Annotated in this window: 17 protein-coding genes and 1 pseudogene; 11 read left to right on the forward strand and 7 right to left on the reverse strand. The window is 72.6% G+C overall.

The window, feature by feature from the left end; translation table 11 throughout:
* The first annotated feature begins 4 nt into the window (after positions 1 to 4).
* Genes IE145_RS15270 through IE145_RS15285 form a run of 4 tightly spaced genes read left to right on the forward strand, consistent with a single transcriptional unit; the run spans position 5 to position 3,793 of the window.
* Complete coding sequence (locus IE145_RS15270; protein ID WP_189525598.1) at positions 5 to 712, forward strand: hypothetical protein; 708 nt, start codon at positions 5 to 7, stop codon at positions 710 to 712.
* The gene (locus IE145_RS15275) at positions 709 to 1,803 is read left to right on the forward strand and encodes a DUF6895 family protein (RefSeq protein WP_189525599.1); all 1,095 of its coding nucleotides are present in this window, start codon (positions 709 to 711) and stop codon (positions 1,801 to 1,803) included. The genes IE145_RS15270 and IE145_RS15275 overlap by 4 nt, the downstream gene beginning before the upstream one ends.
* On the forward strand, positions 1,800 to 2,741 hold the full coding sequence (locus tag IE145_RS15280; RefSeq protein ID WP_189525600.1) for a DUF6895 family protein: 942 nt from the start codon (positions 1,800 to 1,802) through the stop codon (positions 2,739 to 2,741). The genes IE145_RS15275 and IE145_RS15280 overlap by 4 nt, the downstream gene beginning before the upstream one ends.
* Entirely contained in the window at positions 2,738 to 3,793 is a 1,056-nt protein-coding gene (locus tag IE145_RS15285; protein WP_189525601.1) for a serine hydrolase domain-containing protein, read from the forward strand. The genes IE145_RS15280 and IE145_RS15285 overlap by 4 nt, the downstream gene beginning before the upstream one ends.
* Positions 3,794 to 3,865: 72 nt before the next feature.
* Here IE145_RS15285 and rsmI read toward each other — a convergent pair whose 3' ends face one another.
* Positions 3,866 to 4,744, reverse strand: coding sequence for a 16S rRNA (cytidine(1402)-2'-O)-methyltransferase (gene rsmI / locus IE145_RS15290; protein ID WP_229825566.1), 879 nt, complete (start codon positions 4,742 to 4,744; stop codon positions 3,866 to 3,868).
* 53 nt (positions 4,745 to 4,797) lie between these two features.
* Here rsmI and IE145_RS15295 point away from each other — a divergent pair, with 53 nt between their 5' ends.
* Entirely contained in the window at positions 4,798 to 6,567 is a 1,770-nt protein-coding gene (locus IE145_RS15295) for a dolichyl-phosphate-mannose--protein mannosyltransferase (protein ID WP_189525602.1), read from the forward strand.
* A gap of 257 nt (positions 6,568 to 6,824) precedes the next feature.
* Here IE145_RS15295 and IE145_RS15300 read toward each other — a convergent pair whose 3' ends face one another.
* Complete coding sequence (locus IE145_RS15300) at positions 6,825 to 7,313, reverse strand: DUF3592 domain-containing protein (protein ID WP_229825568.1); 489 nt, start codon at positions 7,311 to 7,313, stop codon at positions 6,825 to 6,827.
* Positions 7,314 to 7,434: 121 nt separating this feature from the next.
* On the opposite strand from IE145_RS15300, the gene IE145_RS15305 reads away from it, so the two are divergent.
* A complete protein-coding gene (locus tag IE145_RS15305) occupies positions 7,435 to 8,280 on the forward strand; it encodes a hypothetical protein (protein WP_189525603.1) in 846 nt (281 codons plus the stop codon).
* 61 nt (positions 8,281 to 8,341) lie between these two features.
* Here IE145_RS15305 and IE145_RS15310 read toward each other — a convergent pair whose 3' ends face one another.
* Entirely contained in the window at positions 8,342 to 9,751 is a 1,410-nt protein-coding gene (locus IE145_RS15310; protein WP_229825569.1) for a hypothetical protein, read from the reverse strand.
* Between the two features lie 314 nt (positions 9,752 to 10,065).
* Between IE145_RS15310 and IE145_RS15315 the strand changes: the two genes are divergently transcribed.
* Positions 10,066 to 11,703: a penicillin-binding transpeptidase domain-containing protein gene (locus IE145_RS15315; RefSeq protein WP_189525605.1), complete on the forward strand. Its 1,638-nt coding sequence runs from the start codon at positions 10,066 to 10,068 to the stop codon at positions 11,701 to 11,703.
* Between the two features lie 13 nt (positions 11,704 to 11,716).
* Here IE145_RS15315 and IE145_RS15320 read toward each other — a convergent pair whose 3' ends face one another.
* Positions 11,717 to 12,922 (reverse strand): MFS transporter, encoded by a 1,206-nt coding sequence (locus IE145_RS15320; RefSeq protein WP_189525606.1) that lies wholly within the window; start codon positions 12,920 to 12,922, stop codon positions 11,717 to 11,719.
* A 54-nt stretch (positions 12,923 to 12,976) separates the two neighbouring features.
* On the opposite strand from IE145_RS15320, the gene IE145_RS15325 reads away from it, so the two are divergent.
* From IE145_RS15325 to IE145_RS15335, 3 genes are read left to right on the forward strand one after another with little or no spacing between them, the layout of a single operon-like run.
* Complete coding sequence (locus tag IE145_RS15325) at positions 12,977 to 13,795, forward strand: AraC family transcriptional regulator (protein WP_229825575.1); 819 nt, start codon at positions 12,977 to 12,979, stop codon at positions 13,793 to 13,795.
* Positions 13,792 to 14,301, forward strand: a complete 510-nt coding sequence (locus IE145_RS15330) for a YbaK/EbsC family protein (protein WP_189525607.1) — start codon at positions 13,792 to 13,794, stop codon at positions 14,299 to 14,301. The genes IE145_RS15325 and IE145_RS15330 overlap by 4 nt, the downstream gene beginning before the upstream one ends.
* Complete coding sequence (locus IE145_RS15335; protein ID WP_189525608.1) at positions 14,298 to 15,149, forward strand: EamA family transporter; 852 nt, start codon at positions 14,298 to 14,300, stop codon at positions 15,147 to 15,149. The genes IE145_RS15330 and IE145_RS15335 overlap by 4 nt, the downstream gene beginning before the upstream one ends.
* Before the next feature lie 50 nt (positions 15,150 to 15,199).
* Here the strand turns inward: IE145_RS15335 and IE145_RS15340 are convergent, their stop codons facing one another.
* The 3 genes from IE145_RS15340 to IE145_RS15350 form a co-directional block, all read right to left on the reverse strand.
* Positions 15,200 to 16,741, reverse strand: a complete 1,542-nt coding sequence (locus IE145_RS15340) for an alanine/glycine:cation symporter family protein (protein WP_189525609.1) — start codon at positions 16,739 to 16,741, stop codon at positions 15,200 to 15,202.
* 397 nt (positions 16,742 to 17,138) lie between these two features.
* A complete protein-coding gene (locus IE145_RS15345) occupies positions 17,139 to 18,014 on the reverse strand; it encodes an alpha/beta fold hydrolase (RefSeq protein ID WP_189525610.1) in 876 nt (291 codons plus the stop codon).
* Between the two features lie 51 nt (positions 18,015 to 18,065).
* Entirely contained in the window at positions 18,066 to 19,121 is a 1,056-nt protein-coding gene (locus tag IE145_RS15350; RefSeq protein ID WP_189525624.1) for a PucR family transcriptional regulator, read from the reverse strand.
* 383 nt (positions 19,122 to 19,504) lie between these two features.
* Here IE145_RS15350 and IE145_RS15355 point away from each other — a divergent pair.
* A pseudogene (locus tag IE145_RS15355) lies at positions 19,505 to 19,633 on the forward strand (ATP-binding protein); the annotation flags it as partial.
* Between the last annotated feature and the right edge of the window lie 153 nt (positions 19,634 to 19,786).

The raw sequence follows: 19,786 nt of genomic DNA on the forward strand, positions 1-19,786 counted from the left end.
GCACATGGACCAGACACATGCTTCGTCGCCCCTGGCGGGTGCCGTGCATGACCTGGCAACAGAGGTGGTCCTCGCTCTTCGGAGCGGGGACCACCTCGCCACGGTGTGCGGCGCGGCGGGAATCGACGAGGAGAATCGGACCGGAATCGCGGCGGTACGGGTCATCGGGGCCGACCTGTTGCTGCCGAGCGTTCTTTACGGACGTCATCCGCACCCGGGGGACGTCGCCGTACTCGACCGGGCAGTGCGGGAATTCCCGCCCAAGCCCGACGCTCCGGCCGCGACGGCCTGGAGCCACTGGCACATGATCTCCACGCTCCAGCGGATGGCGCCGCCCGCACCGGGCGCCGCCGCCCCCGGCACCGACGCGGAGCCGGACGCCGCCTGGCTGGAGGAGGCCCCCTGGCAGGCGTTCACCCACCAGCTCTCGGTCCTCGCGCCGCTCGCCGTCCCGGCCGCGCCCTCGGCCGTGCAGCGGGCCGCGGCGAACCGGGCCGTCGACCTGTCGCGCGGCTTCGTCCGCGCGGTGCGGCGGCGCGACTGGCTCCAGGCGGCGGGCGCGGGCCGCTGGCTCGCGGCGATCGGCGGCGAACCGGCCACCCTGGGCCTGGAACGCGGCCTGGACTTCGTCGAGCAGATGGGCGGGCACGACCCCCGGGTGACGCTCCATGTGCGGGCCGCCCGGCTGATGGCCGAGGCGAGGGCCCGGTGACGACGACCGCGACCGAGGACCCTCGGGAGAGACCGGGTGCGGGCCACCCGGCCCGGGATCGCGTCTCCACCCCCGGGGCCTCCGGGTCCTCCGGGACTTCCGGGGCCCCTGCGGCCTCCGGGGCCGCGCTCGCCGTCCTCCCCGGCGTCCTGGCCTCCGCCCTCGCCTGGACCGACGCGCACCGCACCCGCTTCGCGCTCCCCGACGACGTCCTGGAACCCCACACCCAGGTCAACGCCACGCTGAAGCCGCTGGGCGAGCTGGCCCAGCTCGGCTCCACGATCCGCCGTGCGACCGCCCCCGGCACCCCGGAACACGAGCTGGCCGGGGACCTCGTCACGTACGCCTGGGAGCAGCTGCACGAGGGCGCGCTGCTCCTGGAGCTGCTGCGCGCCGAGCCGTTCGCCGCGTACCCGTACGAGATCTACGCCGCCTTCGCCGGGTACGGGCTGCGCCACGAGGGCTTCGAGGCGCTGGCCCGCCCGCTCACCGCGACCCGCGCCTGGGCCCATACCGAGCAGCACGCCAACCGGCAGCTGGGGCTGGTCAACTCCGAACGCCGGGTGGGCGTACTGACCCACACGGACGCGGGCGGAGTGCTGTCGCGGACCTGGCTGGGCGGTCTGTCCGAGCCGTGGATGTTCGAGGGCCCGTCCGGCTACGCGCTGACCCACACCGTCTTCCACCTCACGGACTGGGGCCGGATGCCCGACCGGGTGCCGGAGAGGATCGACGGCTATCTGCGGACCTGGCTGCCCGCGTGGGCGGACGGCTGTCTGGAGAGCGGCCAGTGGGACCTGACCGGAGAGCTGCTGGCGGTGGCCGCGTCGCTGCCGGGCCCGGCCCCCGGGGAGCTGCTGGACGCGGTCTGGCCGGTGCTGGCCGACGTCCAGCACCCGACCGGCTGCGTCCCGGAGACCGGCGCACCGGTCCAGGACCCCGCGCCGGACCCGTACCCCTTCATCGACTGCTACCACTCCACGCTGGTCACGGCCTTCGCGGCGGCCCTGTCCCTCAGGTCGCTGCGCGGGACGGGCGAGCGGGGCGAGACCGGCGGGGCCCCACCCGGCCGGGAAAGGCACACCCCATGAGCACCGGCACCACCACCGGCATCCAGCAGATCCACGACGTCGGGGCGAAGGCCCTGGGCTGGCTGTACGAACACCGCGAGGGCTTCCGGCTGGAGGCGGACCCGTCCCCGGAGGCGGGGATGCTGGACCGGTTCAAGCCGCTGGGCGAGCTGGCGCTGATCGGGAAGGTCATCTTCCGCGAGGGGGTGGCCGGCTCCCAGCAGTCCTCCCTCGCCCACAAGCTGCTGGACCACGCCTGGCACGAGCTGCTGGACTCGGGGGCGCGGCTGCTGGAGGGCCAGCGGCGCGAACCGCTGTCGCCGGTGCCGCTGGAGGTCTACGTACCGTTCCGGGAGCTGGGCTACCGGCAGCCGGATCTGGAGTCCGCGATCCGGCTCAACCACCGTCTGGCCAGCTGGGCGGCGCTGGAGGTGCTGCCGGTGCGACGGCTCGGCCTCAGCGCCATCGAGCGGCGGTTCGGGGTGGAGCCGAGCGTCCCGGAGACGGCGGCGCTGGCCCACACCTGGCTGGCGCGCCGCCCCGAGCCGTGGACGGTCGAGGGCCATATCGGCTACGACATCACGCACACGGTGTTCCACCTCACCGACTGGGGCGAGAAACCGGCCGGGCTCCCCGCCGACATCGCGGAGTACCTGGCGCTCTGGCTGCCGGTCTGGCTGGACGACTGGCTGGACCTGAAGCGCTGGGACCTGCTGGGCGAGCTGCTGGTCGTCGACGCCTGCCTGCCGGAACCGACCCTGGACCCGGCGGCCTGGCAGGGGTTCGCGCAGGCGCAGCAGCCGGACGGGGCGATGCCGGTGGTCGGCGGGATGCCGGAGGGGGACGAGGAGTCGGTGTTCGACCTGGTCTACCACCCGACGCTGGTCGCCGCGTTCGCCTCGGCGCTGGCGATGTCCCGCGCCCTGTCCGACCTCAGCGCGGATCCGGCCCCGGCATGACGGACGTGACGGCGATCCGCGCGGCCGCCCCCGGTGTACCGGCCACCGCCCGCCTCCTGGCCGAGGCCGCGCGGGCGGTCGACGCGCCCGATCTGGTGCTCGCGGTCAGCCGGGACGGGGTGCGCACCGTCCACACCGGCGGGAGCGCGGAACCGGGCCCGGTCCCCCGCGACCGGCTGGCGTACGAGCTGGGCTCGGCGTCGAAGCCGTACGCGGGGCTGCTGCTGGCCCGGCTGGTGGCGCAGGGCCGGGTGCGGTACGAGGACCGAGCGGCGGACCTGCTGGCCCCGGGGTTCCCGGTGCACCCGGCGGTCCGCCGGATCACCCTGCGCCATCTGGTCACCCACACCTCGGGGCTGCCGGGCCTGCCCGCCGACTTCTACCCGCAGGCGGTGCCCCGCTGGTCGACCGACCCGTACGGCGGCTACCCGGCCGACCGGGTGGTCCGGTCCTTCCTGCGGGCCCGCCCGCGCCACCGGCCCGGAACCCGCTGGCGCTACTCGAACTTCGCCGTCTCGGTCCTCGGCCACACCCTGGCGGCGGCCACCGGAACCCCGTGGGAGGTCCTGCTGCACCAGCAGATCCTGGCCCCGCTGGGCCTGGAGGCGACCCGGGTGCGCCCCGGCCCCGACGGCACGGACGCGGTGGGCCACCGCCGCGACGGCACGCCGGTGCCCGCGCTGGACACCGGGGGCTTCACGGCGGCGGGCGCGGTCCGGGCGACCCCGCTGGACCTGCTGACGTTCCTGGAGGCGCATGTGGGCGGGGCGGAGCCGATGGACCCGTCGCTGGCCGGGCCGCTCGTGGAGGTCCGGCGCCCGGTGCTCCGACGCGGCCGGCGGCACGCGCACACGCACACGCTCACGTGGTTCCACCACCCGTCCCCGTACGGCCCGGTCCTCTTCCACGCCGGGGCGACCCTGGGCCAGCAGGCGTTCCTGGGCTTCCGCCCGGGGTCGGGGCTCGCGGTGGCGGCGACGGCGACGCGGCGGGTGCACCGGGCGGACACGTTCGTGGCGACGGCGTACGGCTTGCTGACGGAAACGCCGTAGCCACCGCCGTACGCACGCAGGCGACACCGCCCGTACGCGCGAAGGCGACACCGCCCGTACGCGCCGTACGCACTAAGGCTTCGCGGCCTTCTCCGCGTTCTTGGCGGCGACGACCGCGTCGAACACCTCCCGCTTCGGCAGCCCGGCATCGGCGGCGACGGCGGCGATGGCCTCCTTGCGCCGCTCCCCCGCCTCCTCGCGCACCCGTACGCGCCGCACCAGCTCCTCGGCGTCGAGGTCTCCGGGCCCGGCGTCCGCCGCCCCCTCCACCACGACGGTGATCTCGCCGCGCACCCCGTCGGCGGCCCACACGGCGAGCTCGCCGAGGGGCCCGCGCTTGACCTCCTCGTACGTCTTGGTCAGCTCGCGGCAGACGGCGGCGCGGCGCTCGGCGCCGAAGACCTCGGCCATGGCGGCGAGGGTGTCGTCGAGCCGGTGAGGGGCTTCGAAGAAGACCATGGTGCGGCGCTCGTCGGCGTTCTCGCGGAGCCGGGAGAGCCGTTCGCCGCCCTTGCGGGGCAGGAACCCCTCGAAGCAGAACCGGTCGACGGGCAGCCCGGAGAGTGCGAGGGCGGTGAGCACGGCGCTGGGCCCCGGCACGGCGGTGACGCGAATGTCCTTCTCCACAGCAGCGGCGACGAGCCGGTACCCCGGGTCGGAGACGGAGGGCATCCCGGCATCGGTGACGAGGAGCACCCGGGCGCCCCCGCTCAGCGCCTCGACCAGCTCGGGGGTCCGGGCGGACTCGTTCCCCTCGAAGTAGGAGACGACACGCCCCGAGGTGTGGATGCCGAGCGCCTGGGTGAGCCGGCGCAGCCGCCGGGTGTCCTCGGCGGCGACGACGTCGGCCCGCTCCAGTTCGGCGGCGAGGCGGGGCGGGGCGTCCGCCACATCTCCGATGGGGGTCCCTGCGAGCACGAGCGTTCCAGTCGTTCCAGTCACATCAGCCATCCTCGCAGCACGGGCAGCGCCCTTCGCACAGATGCGTTCCCTACGATGGCGCGGTGACGAGTACCGCACCCGAGACCCAGCGGGGCCACGACGCCGGGGACCCGCTCGGCGAACAGCCGACCTCCTGGCAACGGCGGCTGCGCCGCTTCGGCCATGTCCCCCGCCCGGAGACCTCGCTCCGCGACCGGCTGGACCCGCCGTACACCCGGCCCGGCCGGCAGGTCTGGTCGGTGCTCGCGGTCCCGCCGCAGGTGGCGGACCGGCTGGTGCGCTGGTCCGGCTGGGGCGGCCCGCTGCTCGTGACACTCGTCGCGGGCCTGCTCCGCTTCTGGAAGCTGGACCGGCCGCACGCGGTGATATTCGACGAGACGTACTACGCGAAGGACGCGTGGGCGCTGGTCAACCAGGGGTACGAGGGTTCCTGGCCGAAGGACGTCGACAAGCAGATCCTCAGCGACCCCTCCTCCGTCCCGATCCCGACCGACCCGGGCTATGTGGTGCACCCGCCGGTCGGCAAGTGGATCATCGGCTTCGGTGAGCAGTTGTTCGGCTTCACGCCGTTCGGCTGGCGGTTCATGGTGGCGGTGCTCGGCACGATCTCGGTCCTCCTCCTCTGCCGGATCGGCCGGCGCCTGTTCCGCTCGACGTTCCTGGGCTGTCTGGCGGGCCTGCTGCTCGCGGTGGACGGGCTGCACTTCGTGATGAGCCGGACCGCGCTGCTGGACCTGATCGTCATGTTCTTCGTGCTGGCGGCGTTCGGCTGCCTGGTGGTCGACCGGGACCACGCCCGCCGGAGGCTGGCGGCCGCGCTGCCGGTGGGCGAGGAGGGCGTACTGCGCCCGGACGTGAGGGTGGCGGAGACGCTGCGCCTGGGATGGCGTCCGTGGCGGCTGGCGGCGGGCGTGATGCTGGGCCTGGCGTTCGCGACGAAGTGGAACGGCCTGTACGTGCTGGCCGCTTTCGGCCTGATGACGGTGTTGTGGGACGTCGGCGCGCGGCGGACAGCGGGCGCGGTGCACCCCTACCAGGCGGTGCTGCGCCGCGACCTGATCCCCGCTTTCGTCTCGACGGTGCCGGTGGCGATCGTCACGTACGTCGTGTCGTGGACCGGCTGGATCGTCACGGACAAGGGCTACTACCGCAACTGGGCGGCCACCGAGGGCAAGGACTCCTCCTGGAGCTGGCTCTTCCCGGACTGGCTGCGCAGCCTGTGGCACTACGAGAACCAGGTGTACGACTTCCACGTCGGCCTGACCTCGGGCCACACGTACGAGTCCAACCCCTGGAGCTGGCTGGTCCTGGGCCGCCCGGTCTCCTACTACTACGAGGAGCAGACGGGCTGCACGGAGTCGGCCACCGGCAAGTGCGCCGCCGAGGTCCTGGCCATCGGCACCCCGCTCCTGTGGTGGCTGGCGTGCTTCGCCCTCGCGTACGTGGTGTGGCGCTGGTTCTTCCGCCGCGACTGGCGCGCCGGCGCGATCGCCTGCGGCGTGGTGGCGGGCTGGCTCCCCTGGTTCTTCTACCAGGAGCGGACGATCTTCCTCTTCTACGCGGTGGTGTTCGTCCCGTTCCTCTGCCTGGCGGTCACGATGATGCTGGGCGCGATCGCGGGCCCAGCGGCGGGCACGGGCGCCCGCGCCGAACTGGGCCTCACCACCCAGGACCCCACCGGCGAACGCCGCCGCACCCTGGGGGCGATCGCGGTGGGCGTCCTGGTGCTCCTGATCATCTGGAACTTCATCTACTTCTGGCCGCTGTACACCGGGACGTCGATCCCGGAGGACCTGTGGCGGGACCGGATGTGGCTGGATACGTGGGTCTAGCTGGGCGGACACACCTCGCCGGTGCTGCTCCTGCCGCGCCGTCGAGGTGTGCCCCGGTCGCTCGCGGACGTCGTTGGCCCCGCGGACAGCACGCCTCGTTGTCAGCGCTCACCGCCAGAGTCCCGTGGCCTGCGATCAGGGGCCCGTCGACAGCCGCAGCCCGCCCGGCACCGCGCCTCCCGCGGCCCGGACCGAGCCCCGGACGGAGGGGGAGCGGGGGCGGGCACCCACCCCCGCCTCACCACGGTCCCTGCGGGTCACACCGCGATTCCCGGCCCGGCCGCCGCCGTCTTTCGCCGCTGCCGTACCAGGAAGACCGCCGCCACGGCCGACAGGATCAGGAAGAGCAGCGCGGTGCCGCCCGAGATCCAGGCGAGCAGGGCCGCGCCGCCGCCCCCGACGTCCGCCTCACGGGCGACCACCTGGGGGTCGTCCGCCTGGTAGCGGACGGTCAGGGCGGCGCCCACGGACTGCTTGCCGCCGCCGCTGCCCGTCGGCAGATCCGCCACCACGGTCCGCCCGTCGGCCTCGAACTCGACGCGGCAGTGGCCGATCATGCACGACCCGCTCGTGTGCAGCGTGGCGTCGGCCCGCTCGCCGTTCCGCAGGGAGCGCAGGTGCTCGGCCGCCGGAAACATCACCAGCAGCGACAGCATCCCCAGCAGCAGCGTGATCGTCAGCGACATCACCAAGGACCCACGGGGCCCCAGCCCGCCCTGCCCGCTGCCCGGGGCACTCGCGTTCACTGTGCGGTCCACCTTTCCCCGCCCCCGCCCGTTCTGGTGTACGAGCAGACTAGTCGCGATGTCCGAGGTCTCGCGTAGGTTGAGCGCCGTCGCAGTCGAACGAGAGGAACGGGGAACACGGGTGAAGGCGTACGACCTGGGGTTCGGAGAGTCCGCGGACGCGCTGTCGGTCCAGCCCGGCAAGAGCATCGGGATCGATCTGCCCGGCGCCCGCGTCGCCGGATGGTGCGGCGGCCGTGCCCCCGGTATCGGGCCGGCCTCCTGGCCCCGGAGTCCCGTCACGGGGCTGCCGATGATCCATGTCATCACCCTCGAACTGCCGGAGGACTACCGCCGCAAGGGCGAGGACCTGGTGGCCGTCTCCTTCTTCCAGGCCGACGACCACGTCGCGGACGACATCGAGGGCGTCGAGGAGTTGCTGGCGGGCACAGCGCCCACCCCGGAGCAGGCCGCCGATCCGTTCCTCGCCGCGGTGGCCGCGACGGCTGCGGCGCGCCACCCCCGACAGCAGGACCTGGAGGACCTGATCGGCGGCGCGCACGCGCTCATCCGGCTCACCGCCGAGGAGTTCGCCGCTCCCCGCATCGATCCCCCCGCCGACATCCGGCCGGACGGGCTCGGCGACCGGTACAGCCGCGGCCAGAACGCCTGGGACGACAGCGCCCCCGAGACCACGGTGTGGATCGGCGAGCGCACCGGCGACCCGAACACCGGCATCGCCCCGGCCGAGGACGGCGAGGGCGGCTACGTGGAGGCCTGGTCCTCGGACGACAAGGACCTCGAAGCATTCTGGTCCTCCGTCGAAGGCGTCTCGCACCTCGGCGGGACGGTGATGGCCTGCCAGGCGCTTCCGGAGGGGCTGACCCCGTACGTCTTCGAGCTGGAGGACGGCGTCGGCGGGGTCAACTTCGGCGGCGGCAACGCACAGATCGACCTGGAGTCGGGCGTCTTCGACTGGGCGCAGTAGCGGGGCCGAACGACACCGCGCGCCCGATCCCGGTCGCAGCCGGGCTCGGTCTCACCCGGGCTCAGTCGCCCCCGCAGCCACCACAACTCGACCCGCAGCCCGATCCGCAGCCGCCACCACTGCTGTACCTGCCGCTCCCGCCGCTCCCGCTCGACCGGTCCGGCGAAGGCCGCGGCGGGTTCCTGCGGCGCTCCTCCGCCTCGCGCTTCGCCCGCTCGCTCGCCGCCCGGTCCCGCTCCGCCTGCTCCCGGGCCTCGCGGAGCCGTTCGCGCCGGCGGGCGGCGCCGTCGACCGGTTTCCAGACGCCCAGCCCGTGGTGGCGGTCCGGCCGGAGGAGGACCGTGGTCACGGCCGCGTACATCCGGCCCATCTCCTGGTGGCGGTGGTACTCGGCGCAGGCGTATTCGAGGACGACCTCGTCGCCCTCCGTCGGCGTGCCGTACAGGATCGCCTCGAAGGGCTCCCGCCGCGGGTCGATGTCGTGGTGCCCGTTCCCCTCCGCGTACACGGAACCGCTGCCCAGGAGCCGCGTCCGGGTACGGGTGTCGCGGCCCCGGGGAACGTACGGGAGCAGTGGGGGCGCCGAGGGCGTGCGGGCGTCCGGGTACACCCAGTGGCGTCCGTCCGCGCCGGTGCGTACGCCCACGATCAGGGCCGGCTGGTCCTCCTCGTGGAGCCGCCGCGCCGCCCGGTAGGCGAGCTGGCCCCAGCCGGCGAAGGTCGTACCGGCCACGAGAAGCACCAGGCAGACGCGCTGCTGCCCGATGGCGTCGTACCCGACACCGCCCGAGGTCAGGTCCTCGACCAGGCCGTCGGTCAGGATCGCGAGGCCGGCCAGGCAGAGCACCAGCCCGAGGTAGACCTGCGCGTGGCCGCGGTGGCCGTCCGACTCCGGGACGCCCCTGGGCGGCGGGAAGCGGCGCTCCCCGGCCGCGGCGAGGGCCAGCGCCCGCTGCCGTCGGCGGGCCCGCAGCCGCAGGCCGCCTCCGGTGGCCGAGAGGGCGCAGACGGCGAGGACGACGAGGTACCCGGCGGTCGCCGAGCGGTCGATGTCGCCGGTCCGGGCCGCCAGCAGGGCCGCCTCCACCGCGACGAACAGCGCCGCCGGGAGGACCGCGACCGGAACGTACCGGTACCAGAGCGGCAGGGCCGTCAGCAGGACCACGCCCGGATACCTCAGCCAGTCCGTGCCGCCCCCGAGCCCGTCGCGCCACGCCCCGGACGCGGACGAGAGCCCGAAGAGCAGGACGTACGCCGTCACCACCAGGACGGCCAGGAGCCAGCCGCCCAGGACGGGGGCCAGGACGGCCGGGACCCCCGCCTTGCGCCACTCTCCTGCGTCGGCGACGGACCAGGCGGCGATGGAACCTCCGGACACGGACCTGGTGGTGCTGCCGTCCCCGCCCACCGACCAGGCCGGGACGCCCCCTTCGGGCAGGGCTCCGGGCGGCAGGTACTTGATGTGATGCACCCTCTGCGGCCGATCGTGGCCCGATATACCTGTGAACATCCCCGTACGCCCCCCGACGTCCGCTCCCCCATGCGTTCCCGGCCAGTCTTCCCCCTGCGGTCCCCGCACACACAGGTCGCGGTCCCGTTCCGCGCAGGCCACGGTCCCGGGCCGCACACACCCCACCAGAGAGCGCTTTCCAGCCAAGCATTCCGGTCCGGTAACAACCCTCTCACCGCCTGCCCCAGTCCTTTAGGGTTCCTCACAGTTGCCCCTTGAACATGTTCAGACCCTTGAGCATGTCCGGGGGGCCTCCTGGGGAGGGGGACTGCGAGATGCGCAGTGGAGCGAAGGTCGCCGTCGTCGGCGGTGCGTTCGTGCTGGTGGCCGGCGGGATCGGCTACGGGGCGTACAACGTGCTCGGGGACACGGGCGATGGGGGCGGCGGTACGCAGAGCGCGTCCCAGTCGTCGAAGGTGAAGACGGGGCCGCCGAGCGCGGAGGAGATAACGGAGACGTCGAAGGGCTTCTTCGACGCGTGGGCGGCCGGGGACGCGGCGGCCGCGGCGCTCCTGACCAACAACGAGGCGGGTGCGGAACCGGTGCTCGCCTCGTACGGCGAGGACGCCCACATCGGCAAGGTGAAGATCACCCCGGGCCCGGCCGTCGGCACGAAGGTCCCGTACACGGTCAGGGCGACCGTCGCGTACGAGGGGAAGTCGAAGCCCCTGTCGTACGCCTCGGAGCTGACGGTCGTGCGCGGCCTGACGACGGGCAAGGCGCTCGTGGACTGGGAACCGACCGTCGTGCACCCGCAGTTGACAGAGGGCGCGACACTGAAGACGGGCGAGTCCTCGACGCCGGCGATCGAGGCCGTCGACCGCAACGGCACGGTGCTGACGAAGGAGAAGTACCCCTCGCTGGGGCCGATCCTGGACACCCTGCGCCAGAAGTACGGGGAGACGTCGGGCGGTTCGGCCGGCATCGAGACCTGGATCGAGCCCGCCGACGCGTCCCAGCCGGACGTCAACCTGCTGACCTTGTCCCAGGGCAAGCCGGGCAAGGTCCAGACGACACTGGACGCGAACGCGCAGGCGGCGGCCGAGCGGGCGGTGAAGAAGTTCTCGGAGGCGTCGGTGGTCGCGGTGAAGCCGTCCACCGGGGCGATCCGCGCGGTGGCCAACAACCCGGTGACCGAGTTCAACGTGGCGCTCCAGGGCAAGCAGGCGCCCGGCTCGACGCTGAAGATCATGACAGCGGCGATGCTGCTGGAGAAGGGCCTCGTCACGGCGAACGGGGCGGTGGAGTGCCCCAAGGACGCGCTGTGGCAAGGCCGTTCCTTCCACAACCTGGACCACTTCGACCTGCCGGACGGCAGCACGTTCACCCAGAGCTTTGCCCAGTCCTGCAACACCGCCTTCATCAAGCTGATCGACGACACGAAGGACGAGGCCGCCCTCCCCAAGATCGCCCGGGACGTGTTCGGGATCGGCCTGAACTGGCAGACCGGTGTGGTCACCACGGACGGCAGCGTGCCGGAGGAGGTGGGCGGCGAGGCGGCCGCCCAGTACATCGGACAGGGCACGGTCCAGATGAACGTCCTCAACATGGCGTCCATCACCGCGACGGCCCGCACCGGCACCTTCCGTCAGCCGGTCATCGTCCCGCAGTCCCTGGACAACCGGGAGCTGGCGACGGCCTCGCGCTCGCTGTCCCCCTCTGTCGTCCAGCAGCTGAACACGATGATGCGCGCCACGGCCGCCTGGGGCACCGGCGCGAAGGCCATGGCAGGCGTCGGTGGCGACAAGGGCGCCAAGACCGGTTCGGCAGAGGTCGACGGGCAGGACACCTCCAACAGCTGGTTCACCGGCTTCAGCAACGACCTCGCCGCGGCGGCGGTTGTCCAGACCGGCGGCCACGGCGGCGACGCGGCGGGCCCGGTCGTGGCGGAGGTGCTGAAGACGGGCGGGTGAGCCCGCTCCCGGGTCATCCGGGTTTCGCGGCGGCCCCTCCCCCCGAACGGGCGGCGTCGTCGGACAACATGCCCCCGGGCACGCCCGGTTCGGGCAGGGTGCGGAAGAACAACCAGCTCAGCGCGGGCATCAGCACGAGGGGCGCCAGGGCGGTCCGCAGGGACGTGGCGTCGGCGAGCGCCCCGATGGCGGGGCCGGCCAGGCCGCCGATGCTCACCGTCAGTCCGAGGGTGATCCCGCTGGCGGTGCCGACCCGGGACGGCAGGTAGTCCTGGCCCAGCGTGACCTGGAGGGAGAAGGGCACGTACAGGCCCGCCGAGGTCAGCGCGACGAAGAGGTAGACGGCCGGGCCCGGCACCCACACCACGCCCGCCACGGCCACGGCCGCGACCAGGTAGGACCGGCGCGCGACGGTCACCCGGTCCCAGCGGGCGGCCAGCGACCCGCCCAGCACCGAGCCGACCGTGCTGCCGAGGTAGAGCACGGTCAGTGCGGCGGTGCCCGTGACCATGCTGCCGCCGAGGCGCTGGCGTACGTACAGCGAGACGAAGGTGCTCAGGCCGATGAACGCGATCGACCGGAAGACCACGGCCAGGGAGAGCTTCACGAAGGAGGCGACGTCGTCGTTCCCGGGCGGCGGCGGTGTCGTACGGGACCCGTCGGCGGCCTGCCGCTCCTGGAGGGCTCGCACCACGGGCAGGCACATCGCGGCCCCCGCGAGGGCCGGCAGGACGAGCAGGGGCGTCCAGCGCAGCCCTCCCGTGGCCACCACGGCAGCGACCATGAGCGGGGCCAGGGCGAAGCCGATCGTGCCGCCCATGGAGAACCAGCCCATCGCCCGGTGGCTGCCTTGGGCGGCGATACGGGCGACTCGGGCGGATTCGGGATGGTAAGCGGCGACACCGATCCCCGAGAGGGCGACGAACGCGAGGGTGAGCGGGTAAGAGCCGCTCAGACCGCTCAGCGCGATCCCGGCACCGCCCAGCAGGGTGCTGACCGGCAGCAGCCAGGGCATCGCCCACCGGTCGGTGAGCACCCCGAACACCGGCTGCGCCACCGACGACAGCAGCGAGGCGGCCAGCACGATGCCCGAGGCGACCGCGAGGGAGTAGGCGCGCTCGGCGATGAAGAACGGCACCAGGGCCGCGACGCAGCCTTGGTAGACATCGACGCAGGCGTGGCCCACGGACAGCAGGACGATCGGCGTGTTTCTTCGCATCCGGCCATGCTCCGGCCGGGGCACCCTGGCGCGCTTTCATTAAGCTGCCACATGATGACGGACATCCGCCACGATCCCGTGGCCCCGACCCGCACACGCCGGCTGGCCCCCGGCGGCGTGATCGACGCCCACCGTCACGACGACCACCAGATCGTCTACGCGGGCCGGGGCGTTCTGACCGTCACGACGGACGCGGGCTCCTGGGTCGCGCCGGGCACCCGCGCGATCTGGGTCCCGGCCGGGGTCGTCCACGCGCACCGGGCGTACGGCGAACTCGATCTGCACCTGGTCGGCCTGCCCGTCACCGAGAATCCGCTCGGCCTCGACGCACCGACCGTGCTGGCCGTCAGCCCCCTGCTGCGCGAACTGCTCATCGCCTGCACCCGCGCCGAGGCCGGCGGCGAGAGCCCCGAGCGGGCCCGCCTGCGCGCGGTACTCCTCGACCAGCTGCGCGCGTCGGACACCCAACAGCCGCTGCACCTGCCCACACCCGCCACCCCACTGCTGCGCGCCCTGTGCGACATCTTTCGGGCCGACCCCGGCGACCGCCGTACGCTCGCCGAACTCGGCCGCCAGGTGGGGGCGAGCGACCGGACCCTGTCCCGGCTGTTCCGCAGCGACCTCGGCATGACGTTCCCGCAGTGGCGTACGCAGCTGCGCCTCCACCACGCCCTGATCCTGCTGACCGGGCGGACGCCGGTGACGGCGGTGGCGCACCGGTGCGGCTGGTCGTCGACGAGCGCCTTCATCGAGGTCTTCCGCCGTACGTTCGGCCACACCCCGGGCTCGCATCCGGCGGGCCGAGAGGGGCGGGCCGACGCTCCGGAACCCCCTCGCGTGCATCGTGCACGGACCGCTAGCGTGCAGCCATGAGCACACCCGAACCCGCAGGGACCGCACACGTCTCCCCCGCCCACCCCCGGTTCGCCGAGGCGCTGGCCGAGCTGGGCCTCCAGGTCGGGGTACGCCGCTTCCCCGACGCGACCAGGACCGCCGCCGAGGCCGCGGCGGCGGTCGGCTGCGAGCTGAGCGAGATCGTCAAGTCGCTGGTCTTCACGGCGGACGGCGTGCCGGTGCTGGTTCTGATGGACGGGTCGTCCCGGGTGGACGTCGAGCTGGTACGCCGCGAACTCGGCGCCCAGAAGGTGGCGCGGGCGAACGCGAACCTGGTCCGGGAGACGACGGGCTACGCGATCGGTGGCGTACCCCCCTTCGGCCACGCCACGAAGACCCGCGTCCTGGCCGACCGGCGCCTCCTGGACCACGCGGTGGTGTGGGCGGCGGCGGGCACCCCGCACACGGTGTTCCCGCTGGACCCGAAAACGCTGATCGCCCACGCGGGCGCGACCGTCGTGGATGTGCGCGAGCCCGGCGAGTGACCCCGCTGGTCGCCCTCGCGGTGCTCATAGCCGCGGTCACGCACGCCAGTTGGAACGCCATCGCCCACGCGATCAAGGACCAGCTGCTCTCGTTCACGCTGATCTCCGGCGGCGGTCTGCTGATCGGTGCGGCGATGGCGCTGTTCGCCCCGCTCCCGGCGGCGGCCGCCTGGCCGTACCTCCTGGTCTCGGCCGCGCTGCACGTGGCGTACATGATGCTGCTGATGCGCTCGTTCACACTGGGCGACTTCGGCCAGATGTACCCGATCGCCCGGGGCACGGCCCCGTTGGTGGTGACGGTCCTGGCGGCGGTGTTCGTGGGCGAGCGCCCGGACGCCTGGGCCACGACGGGCGTGGCGGTGGCCTCGGCCGGCCTGGTCGGCCTGGCCCTGTGGGGCATCCGGGGTTCCGGGAAGCGTCCGCACTGGCCGGCGATCGTGGCGGCCCTCGGCACGGGCCTGGCCATCGCGGGCTACACGACGGTGGACGGCGTCGGCGTCCGCACCTCGGGCACTCCGCTGGGTTACGTCGCGTGGCTGATGATCCTGGAGGGCCTGGCGATCCCGGCGTACGCGTACTACCGCCGCCGCGCCGAACTGCCCGCCCAGCTACGCCCGTTCGCGGCACGCGGCCTGCTGGGCGCGGCCCTGTCGGTGGTCGCGTACGGCCTGGTGCTCTGGGCCCAGACGAGGGCCCCGCTCGCCCCGATCGCGGCGCTGCGCGAGTCGTCGATCATCGTGGGAGCGGCGATCGGCACCCTGTTCTTCAAGGAGCGTTTCGGGGCTCCGAGGATCGCGGCGGCGGGGCTGATGGTGGTGGGCATCGGGCTGATGCTGCACACGAGTTGATGCCCCCACCCTCGGTACGGGCGAGGGTGGGGGCATCAGGAGCGGTCGAGTCAGACGGTCGCCTTCGTCGTCTCGTCGTCCGCGTCTCCGCCGGTTCCGTCGGAGCCGCCGGCCTTCCGGACCCGCACGTACTCAAGGAAGCTGTTCAGCTCGCGCTTGACGACGGGGGCGAGGAGGTACAGGCCGATGATGTTGATGACGGCGAGGGTGAAGAGCACCGCGTCGGCCAGGTCGATGAGGGTCTGCAGGGTGAGCAGCGACCCGGCGATGGCGAACAGGGTGTAGAGAGCCTTGTAGACGGTCTCGCTGGTGCGGCTGCGGCCGAAGAGGTACGTCCAGGCCTTGAGGCCGTAGTAGCCCCAGGTGAGCACCGTGGAGAACGCGAAGAGAATCACCGCGACGGTCAGGACGTACGGGAACCAGGGCAGCACGGTCTCGAACGCGTCCGAGGTGATCGTCACGCCGCCGATGGACTCACCGGCGCGGGCCTCGCCCCAGCTGTCCGGATTGGCGATGACGATGGTCAGCGCGGTCATGGTGCAGACGACGACCGTGTCGATGAACGGCTCCAGCAGGGCGACCAGGCCCTCGCTGGCGGGGTGCTTGGTCTTGACCGCGGCGTGGGCGATCGGCGCGGAGCCGAGACCGGCCTCATTGGAGAACGCGGCGCGCTTGAAGCCGACGATCAGCGCACCGAGGATGCCGCCCGCGACGCCGTGGGGGTTGAACGCGCCCTTGATGATCTCCTCGATCGCGGCCGGCACGGCGGTGACGTTGACGAGGATGACGACGAGGCAGGCGGCGATGTAGATCCCGGCCATGGCGGGGATGAGCCGGCTGGTGACCTGGGCGATGGAGCGAATGCCGCCGAGGAGCACGATGCCGACGAGCGCGGCGACGAGGATGCCGAAGAAGAGCGCGCCGCCGGAGGAGCCCATCGCGCCGCTCTCGCCGCCGGTGACGGAGACGAGCTGGGCGTAGGACTGGTTGACCTGGAAGAGGTTGCCGCCGAAGAGCCCGAAGAACAGGATCATGATCGAGGCGAGGACGGCGAGGACCTTGCCGAGGCTCTTGCCGTTCTTGCCGAAGCGTTCGGTAAGACCCTTGGGCAGGTAGTGCATCGGCCCGCCGGAGACCGTGCCGTCGGCGTGGACCTCGCGGTACTTCACACCGAGGGTGACCTCGACGAACTTGGTGGCCATACCGAGCAGACCGCAGAGGATCATCCAGAACGTGGCTCCGGCACCACCGATGGAGACGGCGACGGCCACACCGGCGATGTTCCCGAGCCCGACCGTGCCGGAAACGGCGGCGGTCAGGGCCTGGAAGTGGTTGACCTCGCCCGGCGAGTCCTTGTCGTCGTACTTGCCGCGCACCACGTCGACGGCGAGGCGGAACTTGCGCACCTGGATGAAGCCGAACCAGCCGGTGAAGACCAGGCCCGCCACCACCAGCCAGGTGACGATGAGCGGTACCTCCGCCCCGGCGATGGTGACGGAGTAGAAGACGATGTCGCCCAGCCACGTGGCTATGGGCTCGAAAAATCCGCTGACGGACTCATCGATGTTCTCGGTGATGGAGTCGAGTGACACGTTGGCTACCTCAATGGCGCTGGAGCGGCGGACTTGGGGGGTGCCTTCGCCGGTCGGCGTGCGATGGGGGATGGGCGAACGACGCTGTCCGAATGGCGATCCGCCGTTACCGCGTGGGCGGACGACGTCGGTGATCGCTCTGACCTGCTGCCGGTTGAGCCCCGGCGCTCCGCGTCGACGGTGGTTCCGCCCGCGAAGTTGGGCATTTTTACCACGCCGTTTACCGATCCCTTAGTGACCTGGATCACATTTTGCGATATTGCGCGTGAAGATGCTGGGCAGGTGACGTCATCGTTATGCGGAATCCTGGATACGTTTATCGGACACCTATCTGCGTGGCCGAGCGCCCTGCCACAGCCCGTGGCGGCGGTCCGGCGGGCGCCGCCTGCGGTGCGCCTCAGTGCCCGAGCCCCGCGCAGAACTCCTCCACCACGGCCGAGACCTCGACCGGCGCCTCGTCCAGCAGAAGGTGCCCCGCTCCCTCGATCACCCGGAACTCCGCCCCGAGCCGCCGGCGCGCTGCCGGGCCCAGGGCGCGCGGGGGCAGAAAGGGATCGAACCGGCCCCCGACCACCAGCGTCGGCACGGTTCGCCGGTGTTCGAGCAGACTCGACGGCAGAGGGGACGGGGCGAGGCTGGTGCGGCAGTAGCGTGCGACCAGATGCATCCAGGCGCTCAGATGACCGGGCAGCTCGCCCCGCCCCGGAGCAGCCATCCGGCGCAGCAGCGCCGCCGACCGGGCGACCGAGGGCCGCAGGAGCCAGGGGACGGTGGCGGCCAGCAGCGGAACGGGAACCCGCAGCCGGGTGATACCGGCACCGGCGAGCACCACCCGGCCGACGATCCGCGGAGCGTCCGAGGCGAGCGCCACCGCGCCGCCCAGGGAATGGCCCACCACCACGGCCGGCCCCGGGACGGCTCGCGTCAGCGCCTCGCTCAGCCAGTTCCCGTACCAGGCCATGCGCCGGAGGTGAGGCCGTCGGCCCACGCTGAGCCCCGGCTGGCCGGGCAGGTCCAGGACGACCACGCGCCGTTCCCGGGCCAGCATCTCCACCAGCGGCAGACACAGGGCGGCGTTCATGTTCGTCCCCGGCAGCAGCACGACACTCGGCTCCCCGTCGCGCGGCTCCGGGCCTGTGGTCACGACACCGGTGACTCCCGCCGACGTCACCACCTCACTGCGGACATGGGCGGTGCCCCGGTCGGCGATCCGCTCCACACACCAGGACCGCACCTCCCGTCGCGCGTTCTCGTTCCTGTAGACCGAAGCCACGTGACCGTCCTTGTCGTCGTCGACCGTGCGGGGAACGCTTCTCGCCGCCGGCTATGTCCTCTGTGCGGGCCAGCCGAGAATCCGGGCCCCGATGACAGCGGTCTGCAGGGCGTAGCGGTGCCGGGGGTCCGCGGGGTCGGACCCGGTGAGCTGGTGGATGCGTTCGAGGCGGTAGGTGAGTGCCCGCACGCTCAAGGAAAGGCTTCGGGCGGCCTGAGTCGTGACGCAGCCCGCGTCGAAGTAGGCGGTAAGGGTCTCCAGATACTGTTCCGGGCCGCCCCGGGCCTTCAGGAGCGGCCCCAGAGTGGTCCGGACGAGGTCCGCCATGGCCTGCCGGTCCCGCGTCAGCACCGGGTAGACGAGAAGGTCCGCGGCGAACAGCACCGGGTCCTCCAGATCCAGACGACCCGCCAGCTCCAGGGCCCGCAGAGCTTCCTCGTACGAGTGCACGACCCCACCGGCACCCGGGTGCGGCCGCCCGATCGCAGCCCGTCCGCCGTCGGTCGCGGCATGGGCCTGTTTGGCGAAGTACATGAGGACCTCGCGCTGGTCCCCGGGGGCGATGCAGATCAGCCGGCCGTCCTTGGTGGTGAGAAGGATGCTGCGCTCCCCGAAACGACTCGTGACCGCCCGCTCCACGACTCGGGGCACGGAGTCGCCCTCCGCGTACGGCGCGGGGCCTTCGGCGACGGCGACGGCATGCGCGTGGGAGAACCGCAGCCCGAACCACTCGGCCCGTTCGGCCAGGATCCCCGGCTGGCCGCTCCCGTACAGCAGGTCGTCGATGAACTCCCGGCGTGCCGCCTCCTGCTGCCGGACGGCGAGCTGCTCGGCCCGTTCGTAGCCCTCGCAGAGCGCTTCGACGGCGAGCTGCACGGCGGCGAGCACGCGGTCGGAACCCGCCGTCCCGGCAGGCCAGGCAGCCCGGGTCCGGGACAGGTGGTGCACGACCAGGGCCCGCAGGGTCGTGCCGCTGACGGCGGCCTCTTCCCCGAAGGACCGGAGCTGTTCCAACTCCTCCCCGTCGAGGTCCCTGCCCGTTGCCGCGACCGCGTCCAGCAGAGCTTCGAATCCGGGGCAGGTCCGGACGCCCTCGGGCGGCTTCACCGGCAACCGAGGGGCCACGTACTCCTTGAGGACAGTGGGCCTGGGCGTCTCGCTCGCTGGCGCAGGTTCTCTTCCACGGCGGGCGGCCCTCCGAAGTCTCGGCAAGCGGAGGAACGGCTGTCCCTCCGACGCCGACCAGACTTCCCGGCACACCAGCGCTCATGGAGACGCGTTGCCCGCATCCTACTGGCGGACGGTCGTTCAGCGCCTTGCCGCGTACGCGACGAAGCCGGCCCAGGCGGCGGGGGCGAGGGAGAGGCGGGGGCCGTGGCCCGAGCCCGGATGAACCCTGGCTCAAGGATACGAAGCTGCTTCGGGTGAGAGATGGGCCTACCGGCGAACCCGTCGTCGGCTCGGCCGACAGCCGACCGTACTGCTCTCCCCCACCCGGGGACGACGCGGAGACCGGGCGCGGCCTGCTCATCGTCGAGGCGCCGGCGGACCATTGGGGCATCCCTCCCGGACCGGTCCCGCGCAAGACGGTGTGGGCGGAGATCGGCCTCGTACGGTGACGGCCTCCACCGGGTCGCGCGCGGGCACGATCCGGTGCAGCCCCACCGGGTCGCGCTCCAGCGCGACCCACTGCGGCGCGACATCAACTACCTAAGAAGTCATCTCATTTGGTGAGCCTGCGGTAGCAGATGAGGGTGCAGGCGATGCTGGTG

The organism is Streptomyces sindenensis, assembly GCF_014649035.1.
GTDB lineage: Bacteria > Actinomycetota > Actinomycetes > Streptomycetales > Streptomycetaceae > Streptomyces > Streptomyces sindenensis.

Excerpts from the sequence above, each read along its gene's own strand:
- IE145_RS15270 (WP_189525598.1), top strand. The coding sequence starts at position 5 with ATGGACCAGACACATGCTTCGTCGCCCCTGGCGGGTGCCGTGCATGAC.
- IE145_RS15320 (WP_189525606.1), bottom strand. The coding sequence starts at position 12,922 with ATGCGAAGAAACACGCCGATCGTCCTGCTGTCCGTGGGCCACGCCTGC.
- IE145_RS15330 (WP_189525607.1), top strand. The coding sequence starts at position 13,792 with ATGAGCACACCCGAACCCGCAGGGACCGCACACGTCTCCCCCGCCCAC.
- IE145_RS15280 (WP_189525600.1), top strand. The coding sequence starts at position 1,800 with ATGAGCACCGGCACCACCACCGGCATCCAGCAGATCCACGACGTCGGG.
- IE145_RS15325 (WP_229825575.1), top strand. The coding sequence starts at position 12,977 with ATGACGGACATCCGCCACGATCCCGTGGCCCCGACCCGCACACGCCGG.
- rsmI (WP_229825566.1), bottom strand. The coding sequence starts at position 4,744 with ATGGCTGATGTGACTGGAACGACTGGAACGCTCGTGCTCGCAGGGACC.
- IE145_RS15315 (WP_189525605.1), top strand. The coding sequence starts at position 10,066 with ATGCGCAGTGGAGCGAAGGTCGCCGTCGTCGGCGGTGCGTTCGTGCTG.
- IE145_RS15285 (WP_189525601.1), top strand. The coding sequence starts at position 2,738 with ATGACGGACGTGACGGCGATCCGCGCGGCCGCCCCCGGTGTACCGGCC.